At 65.3% G+C, this 12,910-nt stretch carries 14 protein-coding genes; 8 read left to right on the top strand and 6 right to left on the bottom strand.

Annotated elements, in window-relative coordinates:
* The first annotated feature begins 41 nt into the window (after window positions 1-41).
* The 3 genes from hglS (at window position 42) to amaB (ending at window position 4,450) form a co-directional block, all read left to right on the top strand.
* Window positions 42-1,424 (top strand): 2-oxoadipate dioxygenase/decarboxylase HglS, encoded by a 1,383-nt coding sequence (gene hglS, locus HLH29_RS14450; protein ID WP_338030253.1) that lies wholly within the window; start codon window positions 42-44, stop codon window positions 1,422-1,424.
* Window positions 1,425-1,466: 42 nt separating this feature from the next.
* Window positions 1,467-2,762: an NAD(P)/FAD-dependent oxidoreductase gene (locus HLH29_RS14445; RefSeq protein WP_182968040.1), complete on the top strand. Its 1,296-nt coding sequence runs from the start codon at window positions 1,467-1,469 to the stop codon at window positions 2,760-2,762.
* Between the two features lie 167 nt (window positions 2,763-2,929).
* Window positions 2,930-4,450 carry an L-piperidine-6-carboxylate dehydrogenase gene (amaB, locus tag HLH29_RS14440; RefSeq protein WP_182968038.1) on the top strand — a complete coding sequence of 507 codons (1,521 nt, stop codon included), beginning with the start codon at window positions 2,930-2,932 and terminating at the stop codon, window positions 4,448-4,450.
* 181 nt (window positions 4,451-4,631) lie between these two features.
* Here amaB and HLH29_RS14435 read toward each other — a convergent pair whose 3' ends face one another.
* The 3 genes from HLH29_RS14435 to HLH29_RS14425 all read right to left on the bottom strand — a co-directional run bounded on the left by HLH29_RS14435 (window position 4,632) and on the right by HLH29_RS14425 (window position 6,702).
* Complete coding sequence (locus HLH29_RS14435) at window positions 4,632-5,297, bottom strand: TetR family transcriptional regulator (protein ID WP_182968036.1); 666 nt, start codon at window positions 5,295-5,297, stop codon at window positions 4,632-4,634.
* The gene (locus HLH29_RS14430) at window positions 5,294-6,085 is read right to left on the bottom strand and encodes an SDR family NAD(P)-dependent oxidoreductase (RefSeq protein WP_182968034.1); all 792 of its coding nucleotides are present in this window, start codon (window positions 6,083-6,085) and stop codon (window positions 5,294-5,296) included. The genes HLH29_RS14435 and HLH29_RS14430 overlap by 4 nt, the downstream gene beginning before the upstream one ends.
* 188 nt (window positions 6,086-6,273) lie before the next feature.
* Window positions 6,274-6,702, bottom strand: a complete 429-nt coding sequence (locus HLH29_RS14425; RefSeq protein WP_182968032.1) for an NUDIX hydrolase — start codon at window positions 6,700-6,702, stop codon at window positions 6,274-6,276.
* A 160-nt stretch (window positions 6,703-6,862) separates the two neighbouring features.
* Between HLH29_RS14425 and HLH29_RS14420 the strand changes: the two genes are divergently transcribed.
* From HLH29_RS14420 to HLH29_RS14405, 4 genes are all read left to right on the top strand, one after another.
* The gene (locus HLH29_RS14420) at window positions 6,863-7,471 is read left to right on the top strand and encodes a YceI family protein (RefSeq protein WP_182968030.1); all 609 of its coding nucleotides are present in this window, start codon (window positions 6,863-6,865) and stop codon (window positions 7,469-7,471) included.
* Window positions 7,472-7,476: 5 nt separating this feature from the next.
* Entirely contained in the window at window positions 7,477-8,085 is a 609-nt protein-coding gene (locus HLH29_RS14415; RefSeq protein ID WP_182968028.1) for a cytochrome b, read from the top strand.
* A 4-nt stretch (window positions 8,086-8,089) separates the two neighbouring features.
* Window positions 8,090-8,659 carry a YceI family protein gene (locus tag HLH29_RS14410; RefSeq protein WP_182968026.1) on the top strand — a complete coding sequence of 190 codons (570 nt, stop codon included), beginning with the start codon at window positions 8,090-8,092 and terminating at the stop codon, window positions 8,657-8,659.
* A 108-nt stretch (window positions 8,660-8,767) separates the two neighbouring features.
* Complete coding sequence (locus tag HLH29_RS14405; protein WP_182968024.1) at window positions 8,768-8,953, top strand: hypothetical protein; 186 nt, start codon at window positions 8,768-8,770, stop codon at window positions 8,951-8,953.
* Window positions 8,954-9,076: 123 nt separating this feature from the next.
* Here the strand turns inward: HLH29_RS14405 and HLH29_RS14400 are convergent, their stop codons facing one another.
* Window positions 9,077-9,676 (bottom strand): TetR/AcrR family transcriptional regulator, encoded by a 600-nt coding sequence (locus HLH29_RS14400; protein WP_182968022.1) that lies wholly within the window; start codon window positions 9,674-9,676, stop codon window positions 9,077-9,079.
* A 72-nt stretch (window positions 9,677-9,748) separates the two neighbouring features.
* On the opposite strand from HLH29_RS14400, the gene HLH29_RS14395 reads away from it, so the two are divergent.
* Window positions 9,749-11,038, top strand: a complete 1,290-nt coding sequence (locus tag HLH29_RS14395; protein ID WP_182968020.1) for an MFS transporter — start codon at window positions 9,749-9,751, stop codon at window positions 11,036-11,038.
* A 69-nt stretch (window positions 11,039-11,107) separates the two neighbouring features.
* Here the strand turns inward: HLH29_RS14395 and HLH29_RS14390 are convergent, their stop codons facing one another.
* A complete protein-coding gene (locus tag HLH29_RS14390) occupies window positions 11,108-11,572 on the bottom strand; it encodes a UrcA family protein (RefSeq protein ID WP_182968018.1) in 465 nt (154 codons plus the stop codon).
* Window positions 11,573-11,774: 202 nt separating this feature from the next.
* Window positions 11,775-12,866 (bottom strand): saccharopine dehydrogenase family protein, encoded by a 1,092-nt coding sequence (locus HLH29_RS14385; protein ID WP_182968016.1) that lies wholly within the window; start codon window positions 12,864-12,866, stop codon window positions 11,775-11,777.
* Window positions 12,867-12,910 lie beyond the last annotated feature (44 nt).

Below are 12,910 nucleotides of genomic sequence, written 5' to 3'. Positions count from 1 at the left end.
GCCGGCCGCGCCAGGGGCGCCCGACAGGGTAGGGACGTGTGGTGGACAAGACCGGGATGATCGGCGCGGATGAGATCCGGGCCCGTTTCGCGCGGGCGATGTCGGAGATGTATCGCCAGGAGGTGCCCCAGTATGGTGCCCTGACGGAACTGGTCGCGCGGGTGAATGCGCGGGTTCTGCGGGACGACCCGGCCCTGAAGGCCCGGCTGGAGACAACCGGCGCGCTGGCGCGGCTGGATGTGGAACGGCACGGTGCGATCCGGCTGGGCACGGCGGCGGAACTGGCGACCATGCGCCGGTTGTTTGCCGTGATGGGCATGGCGCCGGTCGGGTATTACGATCTGTCGGTTGCGGGCATTCCGGTGCATTCCACCGCCTTCCGGCCGGTCGATGAGGCGGCGCTGGGGCGCAATCCGTTCCGTGTCTTTACCTCGCTGCTGCGGCTGGACCTGATCGCGGACGTGGCCCTGCGCGCCGAGGCCGAGCGCATTCTGGCGGCGCGGCGGATCTTCACGCCCGGCGTGCTGGCGCTGATCGGGCAGTGGGAGGCCGAGGGTGGGCTTGGGGACGCGGAGGCGGACCGGTTTGTCCGCGAGGCGCTGGAGACGTTCCGCTGGCATCGCGAGGCAACGGTCAGTGCCGCCACCTATCGCCGCCTGCATGACGCGCATAGGCTGATTGCGGATGTGGTGTGCTTCAAGGGGCCGCATATCAATCATCTGACGCCGCGCACGCTGGATATCGATGCGGCGCAGGCCGAGATGCCGCTCTACGGCATGCAGGCCAAGGACGTGATCGAAGGGCCGCCCCGCCGGGCGTGTCCGATCCTGCTGCGCCAGACCAGTTTCGCCGCGCTGGAGGAGCCGATCCTGTTTCTCGGGGCGGGCGATGCGGGCGAGGACGGGTGCCATACCGCCCGGTTCGGCGAGATCGAGCAGCGTGGCATGGCGCTGACCCCGAAAGGGCGGGCGCTGTATGACCGCCTGCTGCGCGTGGCGCGTGACGACGGGCCGGAGGATGTGCCGTATGGGGCGCGGCTGGAACGGGCCTTTGCGCAGTTTCCCGATACCGAGGACGAACTGCGCGGGCAGGAACTGGCCTATTTCCGCTACGACCTGACGGATGGTGCGTCGCTGCCGCCCGGCCTGTCGGCCGAGGCGCCGATCTGGGATCTGGTGCGGTTGGGGGTGGTTGTAGCCACGCCGATTACGTACGAGGATTTTCTGCCGGTGAGCGCGGCCGGGATCTTTCGCTCCAATCTGGGTGGTTTGGGTGGGGCGGATTATGCCGCCAGTGCCGACCGTGCGGGGTTCGAGGCCGCCCTGGAGGCCGAGGTGCTGGATGAGTGCGTGCTGTACGCGGCGCTTCAGGAACGATTCATCGCCGATGTCCGGCAGCGCCTGCGTGATGCGGCTGCCGCGTGATTGAAGGCCGGTGAGGCCACCCGCAAGGAAAAGAGCACGGCAATGAGAAACGATCCGCGCAGCCATGGATTGTGGGAACTGTCTGCCCCGCCCGCGCCCGCCACCGTGGCGCTGGCTGGGGATATCGATGCCGATGTGGTGATTGTCGGTGCGGGTTATACCGGCCTGTCGGCCGCGCTGCATCTGGCTGCGGCCGGGGTTTCGGTGGTGGTGCTGGAGGCGGTGGAGATCGGGTTCGGCGGGTCCGGGCGGAATGTCGGGCTGGTCAATGCCGGATTATGGGTCATGCCGAAGGATGTGATCGACGGGCTGGGGCCGGTCCATGGCCCGCGCATCCTCCGGTTGCTGGGCGATGCGCCGTCAATGGTGTTCGATCTGGTCGGGCGGCATGGCATTGCCTGTGAGGCCGAGCATCATGGCACGCTGCATTGCGGGGTTGGCCAAGCGGGGCTGGCCAGCCTGAAGGAGCGCGAGCGCCAGTGGGGGCGCCTGGGCGCGCCGGTCCGGCTGCTGGACCCCGAGGAAACGCGTGAGAAGGTGGGCAGTGGCGTGTATGCCGGGGCGTTGCTGGATGCGCGGGCCGGCACCATCCAGCCGCTGGCCTATGCGCGTGGGCTGGCGGGGGCGGCGCTGGCGGCGGGGGCGCGGATTCATACGGCGAGCCCGGTTGTCTCCGCCCGGCAGGAGGGTGGACGCTGGCGGTTATGGACCGAGGCGGGGAGCGTGCGTGCGGCGAAGGTGATCGTGGCGACCAACGCCTATACGACCGTGCGTGCCGGCGCGTTGTGGCCCGAGATCCGGGCGGAGCTGATTCATCTGCCTTATTTCAACATTGCCACCGTGAAGCTGGATGCGGCGCAACTGGGCTCTGTCCTGCCTCAGAAACAGGGGGCGTGGGACACGAAGGAGGTGCTGACCTCTTTCCGGCTCGATCGGGCGGGGCGGCTGGTGATCGGCAGCGTGGGGGCGTTGCGGGGGGCGGGCCTGTCCGTGCATCGGCAATGGGCGGCGCGGGCGCTGGCACGGATCTATCCCCAGTTGGCGGGGATCGGGTTCGAGAGCGAATGGTTCGGCAGCATCGGCATGACGGTTGACGACCTGCCGCGCCTGCACCGGCTGGCGGAGAATGTCGTTTCCATCAGTGGTTATAATGGGCGGGGTATTGCACCCGGCACCGTGTTCGGCCGCATGCTGGCCGATTTCGTGCGCGGTGTGGTATCCGAGGCCGAATTGCCGTTGCCGGTGAGCGATGTGGTGCCGGCGCGTGCCCGGCGGGTGCGGGAGGCGGTGTATGAGTATGGCTCGGCCGCCGCGCATCTGGTTGGTGCAAGGTTGTAGGGGAGGTTTCTTCTTTTTCTGAAGAAAAAGAAGCAAAAAGACTTTTATCCGTTTTGGGTCATCGCGTGTCCCCAGCACAAAATTCCTGAACGAATCAAAAGTTTTTCTGTTCTTTTTTTCAAAAAAGAACAGAAAACCAGACGATGAAGCGAGAAAGCAGAGAGACGATGACAAACCTGATAGCTTCCGAAGTGCATGACCTGCTTGTGCGCCTGGGCGTGCCGGCCGCGCGGTTTACGGGCGGCACGCTGGCCGTGCGCTCGCCGGTGACTGGCGAGGAGATTGCGCGGGTGGTCGAGAGCACGCCGGAAGATGCGCGCCGTACGATCGGCGCGGCGGCGGAGGCCTTCACGGCGTGGCGCCGGGTGCCCGCGCCGCGCCGGGGTGAGCTGGTGCGCCTGCTGGGCGAGGAACTGCGCGCCAGCAAGGAGCCGCTGGGCCGGCTGGTGACGCTGGAGGTGGGCAAGGTCGTGTCCGAGGGCCTGGGCGAGGTCCAGGAGATGATCGATATCTGCGATTTCGCGGTGGGGCTGTCGCGCCAGTTGTACGGCCTGACGATCCAGTCGGAGCGGCCCGATCACCGGCTGACGGAGCAGTGGCATCCGGCGGGTGTGGTTGGCGTGATCTCGGCGTTCAATTTCCCGGTGGCGGTGTGGTCGTGGAATGCGGCGCTGGCGTTCGTCTGTGGCGACCCGGTGGTGTGGAAGCCGTCGGAGAAGACGCCGTTGACCGCGCTGGCGGTGCAGGCGCTGTTCGACCGGGCGGTGGCGCGATTTGGCGATGACGCGCCGGCGAATCTCGGCACGCTGCTGATCGGCGGGCGGGAAATTGGCGAGCTTCTGGTGGACGATGCGCGGGTGCCGGTGGTTTCGGCGACGGGTTCGACGCGCATGGGACGCATTGTCGGCGAGCGCGTGGCGCGGCGCTTTGGCAAGTCGATCCTGGAGCTGGGCGGGAATAATGCCTCGATCGTCACGCCGTCGGCCGATCTGGAACTGACGTTGCGCGCGGTGGCGTTCGGGGCGATGGGCACCGCCGGGCAGCGCTGCACCACGCTGCGCCGGTTGATCGTGCATGAAGATGTTTATGACGCGCTGGTGCCGCGTCTGGCGCAGGTTTATCAGCGGATTTCGGTTGGCAGCCCGATCGATAGTGACGCGCTGGTGGGGCCGCTGATCGACGGGGCGTCGTTCGAGGCGATGCAGGCCAGCCTGAGCGATGCCAAGGCCCATGGCGGCATTGTGCATGGTGGCGAGCGGGTCGACGTGAACGGGGACGGGTCGTTCTATGCCCGCCCAGCGCTGGTGGAAATGCCGGGGCAGGTGGGGCCGGTGCGTGAGGAAACTTTTGCGCCGATCCTGTATGTTCTGAAATACCGCGCGCTGGATGAGGCGATTGCGTTGCAGAACGACGTACCGCAGGGGTTGTCCTCCTCCATCTTCGGCAACGATCTGCGCGAGATCGAGCAGTTCCTGTCGGGCGCGGGTTCGGATTGCGGGATTGCGAACGTCAATATGGGGCCGTCCGGTGCGGAAATCGGCGGGGCCTTTGGCGGGGAGAAGGAAACCGGTGGTGGCCGGGAATCCGGATCGGACGCGTGGCGCGCCTATATGCGGCGGCAGACGAATGCGATCAATTATGGCCGCACCCTGCCGCTGGCGCAGGGGGTGACGTTCGATATTGGTTGATGGGGTGGGTCGGGGTGGAATGCCCCGACCGTTTGCATGGGGAAGATAGTAGAGGCAGTTATGGCGGGGAATCCAGAAGGTCCGCTTGTCGGCCAAAAAATAGATTAGCAGACATTGGACCTACAGCGTGGACGGGCCGAGGGTAAATTAACAGTGTCCAGAAAGGTAGAGCAGATAGCTATCATCCCGTTGGCATTTCATCGGACATCAGCCACTCCTTGCTGAGTGCTCCACGCCAATATTCCTGTAACGCCTCTTTCAGCTCTGTGCCAAAATTTGGATGTGGAAACTCGGCCGTGGCACAGCCTTGCACCGGATCTCCGAATGATTGCCATAATCCCCTTGTCAGGGCATGACAACGTGTCAGCAACTGGAATCCTCGACCTCGCTCCAGCCCAAACGCCGCTTCCAGATCGCGGCTAACGCGATCCAAACTTTCCAAGAACGCGCGCTTATGCGCGATCAAGGCCTCCGGACTCATATTGCGCTCAAGCACTTCTTTGCTCAATGCATCCAGTCGGAGCAATCTAGGATTGGCCTCAACATACTCGACAAATCGGGTAACAAAAGACTGAATGCTTTGTGCTTTCGGCCTGGACCGTGCCGTCATCTCCTCTTCTACAATTCGCAGCGCGGGCGCCCAGCTCTCGCGCAGAAGTGCAGCGAAGATCTCTTCCTTCGTCCGGTAGTAAATATAGATCGTACCCTTGCCGAGCGATGCCGCCTCTGCAATCTGTGCGACGGATGGAAGGCGACCGTCCTGTTTTTCAAAAAGATGACGTGCCGTCTGAATGATTGTGCTTCGTCGCTCTTCCTTTGCCGTCTTGTCGTAGGCTCTTAGCGTCATGTCGCGTGTCCACTGCTGTCGCCCATCTTGTATGCGATACGGGCGGCCACGACACGTGGGATCAACCTCGTGGCCAAAACCATGATCTTGTTGGCGCCCCCAGCTACGACGCTCGGCTTTCCGCTCAGCATCGCGTCAACGCCTATGCGCGCGACCGTCGCCGGTGCAAGCGCGATACGACGGACTGCGTCGCTTGGGTGAAATCCCGCGACCGCACCAAAGCCTGTCTCCATGAATCCGGGGCAGAGCACAGTCACGCCGACCTGCGGCGCCAACTCCACGTGCATCGCTTCACCCAGCGAAAGGACAAAGGCCTTTGTTGCCCCGTAAGCCGCAATAATGGGCGTCGGCTGAAAGGCAGCGATGCTTGCGACTAACATGATATGTCCCCGCCCGGCGGCTTTCATGCGGGAAGCATAGACTTGCGCGAGTTCAGTTAGGGAAATCACGTTGAGCTGGAGCATGGCGACGAGACGGGTTGGATCGTGCGAGGCGAAAGCTTCATTGATACCAAAAGCCGCATTCGCAACGAGCGTGTCGGGCGCTAGACCTCGCGCGTCTAAGTTGGAAATCAACTGAGCGGCTCCACCCGCCACCGACAAGTCCGATACCTCAACGACAACATCGATATTTCGTGCGGAGCGCAGACGTTCCGCCAGCTCCTGCATGGGTTGCTCCGACCGCGCGGTGAGCACAAGATTATAGCCTCGTCGAGCTAAATCCTCGGCTAACGCGATTCCCAAGCCGCTCGAAGCACCCGTGACAAGCGCTAGTTTACCGTTCGACATGAAAGTTCCCTTTGTGACCGATGGTCACAAATTATGACCATCGGTCATTTAAGTAAAGCGCAGAATTCGATGTGATGTTTTCGCACGGCGTTTCAGCGCCTTTCCAAGCAAACTTTCTGACGTCCGTAAGCTCTTTGAGACAAGATGATGAGCAATCCACCTTGAAGGCGAGGTCCGCTCTGGGAGCCTCAGGACGCACCCGTCCCCAGCGCCACCAGCGCCTGTCGTGTTGCCTCGGTCAGCGGAGTGGGCAGGGCTGTGAGGGGGAACCAGCCCCAGTCGGCGAGGGCGTGGGGTTCCTGGATGGTGGGGGTGCCGGTCTGGATGGTGGCGCGGAAGACGGGGGCGACCCAGTGGCTGGCGCGGGGGCGGTCGATCTGGTCGACGATGCAGAGCAGGCTGGTGAGGGTGATGGTGATGCCGAGTTCTTCGGCGATTTCGCGGATGGTGGCGTCGGCGACGGTCTCGTAGAGGTCGAGCTTGCCGCCGGGGAGGCCCCAATGCTGGGCTTCCGGGTCCTTTCGGCGGAGGACCAGCAGGAGTTTGCCGTCCTCGATGATGGCGGCGCCGCAGCCGACGCGGGGCAGGAGGGGGGCGGGGGGTGTGCTGTCGGTCATGGGGGCAGCATAGCCGGGTGCGAAAATGGAAACGATCCGTTTCCGTCATTTTTGTTATTGTATTTCAGGACCTCCGCTATGTCTGGATGCAGCGGAACGGTTCGGGCCTGGTGGTCCGGGTGTTCGGTGTGCATTTGTCCTGATTTCGGAGTAGTTTCCCATGAAGCGCAGCGCCTATTCGCTTTTCACGGCCTTGGCCATTGCCGCCAGCCTGCCCCTTGCCGCCCAGGCGGCGGGCAGCCCGGCCGAGGTTCAGTCGGGCCATTATGCGGTCGAGCCCAGCCATACGCAGGTCGGGTTCTCGGTCCTGCATTTCGGCTTCACCAACTATGCGGGTGTGTTTTCCAACGTGTCGGGCACGTTGGAGCTGAATGCGAAGACGCCGGCGGCGTCCAGCCTGTCGGTCACGATCCCCGTGGCCTCGGTGCAGACCACCAGTGACGTGCTGAATGGCGAGCTGAAAGGTGCCGAGTGGTTCGACGTCGAGAAATTCCCCAACGCCACCTTTGTCTCGACCAGCGTGAAACTGACCGGCAAGAGTGATGCCGTCGTCGCGGGGAACCTGACGATCCATGGCGTGACGAAGCCCGAGACGCTGAAGGTGCATTTCATCGGCGCCGGCGTGAACCCGCTCGACAAGAAATACACCACCGGTTTCGAGGCCACCGGCACCGTCAAGCGCAGCGATTTCGGCGTGAGCAAGTATGTGCCTTATGTCAGCGATGAGGTCACGCTGCGCATTGCCGGCGCCTTCGAAAAGAAGGACTGACCGTCATGGCCATAGCCGCGCGTGAAGGCGGCGGGGCCACGCGGTATACGGCCGTCGCGATCGTCCTGCATTGGGCGATCGCGCTGGGCATCCTGGTCCTGATCGCGATGGGGCTGGTGATGGACCATCTGCCGCTTGCCCCGATGCGGGTCTTCCAGCTCTACCAGCTTCATAAATCCATCGGCATCACCATCATGTTCCTGATCGTGCTGCGTGTGGGCTGGCGCCTGGCGCATGCGGCGCCAGGCCTGCCGGAGAGCATGAAGCCGGTAGAGCGGCGGGCGGCGCATCTGACCCATGCCGCGCTGTATGGATTGCAGCTTCTGTTGCCGCTCAGTGGCTGGGCGCTGGTCTCGGCTTCGGTGCTGGGCATTCCGACCGTGCTGTTTTCCGTCGTGCCGTGGCCCGACCTGCCGGTCCTGTCCACGCTGGTCGACAAGGCGCCGGCCGAGGCGGTGCTGAAGATCGTTCATCATTGGGCGGCCTGGAGCCTGCTGGCGCTGATCATGTTGCATGTGGCGGCTGCTCTGCGTCATCATATTATTCTGCACGACAATGTCCTGCGGCAGATGCTGCCGGCCTTCGGCCGCCGTACCCTGCGCCAGGGAGAGTAATCCGATGTCTTTTTTCAACAGGACGGCCTTCGCGGCCGTCGCGGCCACTCTGTTCCTCGCGCGGCCCTCGCTGGCGGCCGAGTGGACGATCGATGCCGCCCACAGCACGGTCGGCTTCTCCGGCATGCAGACCGGCAGCCCGTTCAGCGGGCATTTCGGCAAATTCGGCGGCACGATCTCGTTCGATCCGGCGCATCCCGAGGCGGGCCATGCCCTGATCACCATCGACATCGCCAGTGCCGCGACCGGCGACCGGCAGCGCGACGGGGCGATGCCCGGCCGCGACTGGTTCGATGTCGCGGCCTTTCCCACCGCTACTTTCGAGGCCACGCGCTTTGTGGCGACGGGAGGCAATGGCTATCAGGCCATCGGTCGGCTGACGATCCATGGTGTCAGCCGGCCGGAAACGTTGCCGTTCACGCTGGAGATCAGCGGTGATACGGCGCATGCCAGGGGGCATCTGGACCTGGTTCGTTCCGCCTTCAATGTCGGGCAGGGGCCGTGGGCGAGTGGCCAGTGGGTTGCGCTGGCGGTCGGCGTGGATGTCGATCTCTCGGCCCATAAGGGAGGTTGAAGACGTTTCGATTGTGGGATGGCGCGGGGGCTTGAGTATCGCCATGCGCTGCTTTCAGCCATAGTCGGTCACAGGATGGCGTTATCCGGTCAGAAAAGGGTGTCGGGCATGCGGCGTCGTGATGAAAATGGCATCGATTCGGAAGCCAGCCTGCTTCTGGCCGAAATCCAGTCGGATGTGGAGCAGTTGAACAGGCGCGTGCAATCTGTTCCGCAGATGCCCGACAGCCTGCGTCAGGGGATTGCCGCCCTGGCGGACAAGATCGACGCGCTTTGTGACCTGAGCCGCCGATAGGCGGCGGGCCGCGCCCGGCGTGTGTTTCCGAGCATCGGAGCGGAGCGGCCTTGATGGAAGTGAGCACCGAAGCACAGGAAACGCGCGTCGGATCGCCACCAGCGCGCATTTCCAAACAGGTTCTCAGCCCGGCCCGCACTGGGCGTCGATCAGCAGGCGCGCGCATGCGCCCACCCGCGCGGCCGGCCCCGGCGGCGGGAAGGCCTGGCCCACGACATAGGCGCCTTCCATCAGCAGGATCAGGCCGTCGGCAAGCTGTTCCGGATTGGTCGCCCCCATCTGCTGGGCGCGGTCGACCAGCCAGTCCCGCACCTGATGCTTGAGGCGGGCTGCTTCCTGCCGCACCGGGTGCGCGCGGTCGGGATATTCGAGGATAGCGTTGGTCAGCGCGCAGCCGCGATAGTCGGCGGCGGCGGAACGTTCGGCCAGCCCGTCGAAATAGGCCAGGAGCTGGGCGCGGGCGTCGTCGGGGTGTTCGGCGCGGACGAGGGCGATCCGGTCCCAGAAACATTGCTGGTAGTCGGCGAGGAAGGCCGTGGCCAGCCCGTCCTTGGAGGCGAAGGCGCGATAGAGCGACGGCTTGGTCACGCCCGCATTCTGCACGATCTCCTCCACCCCCACGGCGCGGATGCCCTGGCGGTAGAACAGGTCGCGGGCCGACTGGCGGAGCCTGTCGGCCGCCGTCGGGCGTCGGGGAGGGCGCGGGGCGGGGGAGGAGCGCATGGGGAAATCCGCTTGACGATGTTACCGATCGGTACGTAACGTGGCGCGATCTTGAACTGACCGGTCAGTCATATGAGCCCGCTCCCTGTTTCCCGCAAGGTTTCCCGGCCCGCCTACGCGTTCGTGGGGGTGGTGGGGCTGACCTTTCTGTCGCTTCTGGTGTCGGCGGGGGTGCGTGCCACGCCGGGCGTGCTGATGATGCCGTTGCAGATGGATCTGGGCTGGAGCCGGGCCGGGATTTCCGCCACCGCGGCGTTCGGCATCTTCCTCTATGGTTTTGTCGGCCCGTTTTCGGCGGCGCTGATGCAGGCGGTGGGGATACGCCGCACGCTGGTCGGCGCGCTGCTGCTGATCGGCGGGGCCAGTTTCCTGTCCCTGTTCATGACGCAGCCTTGGCAGTTCTTCGTCACCTGGGGGATGCTGACCGGGCTGGGGACCGGGGCCGTGGCGATGGTGCTGGGGGCGACGGTGGTGAATCGCTGGTTCGTGGCCCGGCGCGGCACCGTCATGGGGCTGCTGGCGGCCAGCACGGCCACCGGATCGCTGTTCTTCCTGCCGGCCCTGGCGGCGCTGGCCCATGACCATGGCTGGCGCGCGCCGGTGCTGGCGGTGACCATCGCCTGCCTGGTTCTGGTGCCGCTGGTGGCGCTGTTCCTGCCCGAACATCCCGAGCGGCTCGGGCTTCTGCCGCATGGGGCGCCGCCGGATTATGTGCCGCCCCCGCCGCCCGACCGCAACCCGCTGCACATGGCGGTGGGGGCGTTGTGCGATGCGGTGCGGAAACGCGATTTCTGGTTTCTGTTCCTGACGTTTTTCGTGTGCGGGTTTACCACCAATGGGCTGATCGGCACGCATTTCATCGCCATCTGTGCCGATCATGGGATCGGTGAGGTGCCGGCGGCGGGGTATCTGGCCATGATGGGGCTGTGCGACCTGTTCGGCACCACGCTGTCGGGCTGGCTGACCGACCGGATGGATGCGCGCTGGCTGCTGTTTTCCTATTACGGGCTGCGTGGCCTCTCGCTGGTGGCGTTGCCGTTCTGCGATTTCTCGCCGGGCAGTCTGACGGTGTTCGGCATCTTCTACGGGCTGGACTGGATCGCGACCGTGCCGCCGACGCTGCGCCTGGCCAATGTGGCGTTCGGCGAGCGTGCGGCGCCCATGGTGTTCGGCTGGGTGGTGTTCGGGCACCAGATCGGCGCGGCCTGTGCCGCGTCGCTGGCCGGGCTGCTGCGCCAGGCCCAGGGCAGCTATCGGGACATGCTGGTGCTGGCCGGCTGCGCGGGCGTGCTGGCGGCGCTGATGGCGCTGGGCATCGGCCGTGCGCCCGTGCGCGGTACCGTTCCGGCAGGGGCGCGATAGAGGGAAGATCCCGGGGCTCCCGGATCACGGCACAGGCATGGCCGCGCCTCCGGGAGCGGTGGGATCACGCTATTCCTCCAGGTCGTACTGGCTTGCGGCGTCATTCACGTTGATATCATTCACATCCCTGACCGCACGCATCAGGGCGTCGCGCCGGCAGTCCGAGCGTTCGATCGCACGGCGGAGTTCCGAACCGATGGCGGTACTGTCGCCGCAGACCGTCAGGGCCGCGCGGTCTATCCGGGCCACAAGGTCCCGGGCTCCCGGGGCGGTCGCCAGATCGGCCCGGTAAAAGGTAACGGGTATCCGCTGGACCTCTTCATCGCCCATGCCCTGGCCCTCGGCCGTGATCTCTTCGGACTGGGGGCCGCGGGCCTGGGCCCAGGCGGAATGCAGGGGTACCAGGGACGGCGCCAATCCTGCCAGGATGAGCAGTCCGGCCCCGATGAGCCGGGCCCGATGGTGGGGGGACGTTGCTTTCGAAGTCTGCTGTCGGGTTGCCGGCTTTGCCGGGTTGGCTTCCATAGGCGCCATACCAGCCATCCATACTGGATTGGTCATGACACACGCTCCAAGATCGACCTGGAAGAGACTCAGTGCGGGCGCCCGCCGGAGATGGCCTCCGGCAGGGCCGCCTGACGCCTTATTGTGTAGGCGTGTGGGCGTGGGGGAACCAGATCACATTCAGCGGGGCCTTTCCTTGCGCCACGCAATGGGCGCATGCCCCGTCGGGCGGTCAGGCGCTGGGGCGGCGGCCCTGATAGACGCGCCCGAAGCGGTTTTCGAGGAAGGCGCCGAGCGCGATATCCTCCTGGCGGATGATGCCCCGGGCGGGGAGGTGGCCGTCCTTCAGCAGGTCCAGCACCGCGCAAATCGCGCCGGCGGTGGTGATCTGGATGGCGGTGCGGGGGCGGCCGTTGACCGTCTCGCCGTAGATGCGGCGGACGAAGCTTTCCTGCGTCAGCCGGCCGTCGCGCCAGCCTGACACGGTGACGAAGACCAGCACGATGTCCTGCTGCGTGACCGGCAGGGCGTATTCGAGAATATCCTTGAACAGGTCGCGCCGGTCCGCCAGCCGCAGGTCGCGCAGCAGCATCTTCATCGCCTGGGCGTGACCGGGATAGCGGATGGTGCGGTAGTTGAGTTCGCGCACCGCCCCGGCATAGGTCTCGCACAGCGAGCCGAGGCCGCCCGAGGTGTTGAAGGCCTCGTAGGTCACGCCGTCGACGCCCATCGTTTCCAGCCCTTCCAGCGCCGGCACCATGCGCCGCTGGCCGTCCACGATCGCCTCGCAGGGCTCGATATATTCGTTGATGACGCCGTCGGTGCTCCAGGTGAGGTTGTAGCCCAGCGCGTTGGAGGGGAATTCCGGCAGGGCGCCGACCCGCAGGTGGATCGTGTCCAGGCGGTCGAAGCGCCGGGCGATGTCATGAGCCACGATGGACACGAAGCCGGGGGCCAGGCCGCATTGCGGGATGAAGGCGGAGGACGCGCCGGCCGCCAGCTCGCGGACCGCACGGGTGCTGGCTACGTCCTCGGTCAGGTCCAGGTAATGAATGCCCGCCGAGGCGGCGGCGGCGGCGATCGCGGTCGTGAGATGGTAGGGGGCTGCGGAGAGGACGGCGTAATGGCCCTCCATCAGCGGGGCCAGGGCGCCGGGCTGCGCGATGTCGGCCTGGAGGCGGCGGACCTGGGGGCCGACATCGGCGCGGTCCAGGCCCTGCTGGTCCCGGTCGATCAGCGTGACGGCGTATTCGCCAGTCGCATCGAGGAAGTCCGCGATCGTGGAGCCGATCTTGCCGGCGCCGGCAACCAGTATCTTCTTCATGCCCATCGTTCCTGATTCCTATGCGATACGGAGATGGAACGAAG

The sequence above is a fragment of the Gluconacetobacter tumulicola genome (assembly GCF_014174215.1).
Lineage (GTDB): Bacteria > Pseudomonadota > Alphaproteobacteria > Acetobacterales > Acetobacteraceae > Gluconacetobacter > Gluconacetobacter tumulicola.
The sequence above is the reverse complement of the archived record's forward strand: the minus strand, read 5'-3'. Positions and strand labels throughout refer to the sequence as shown.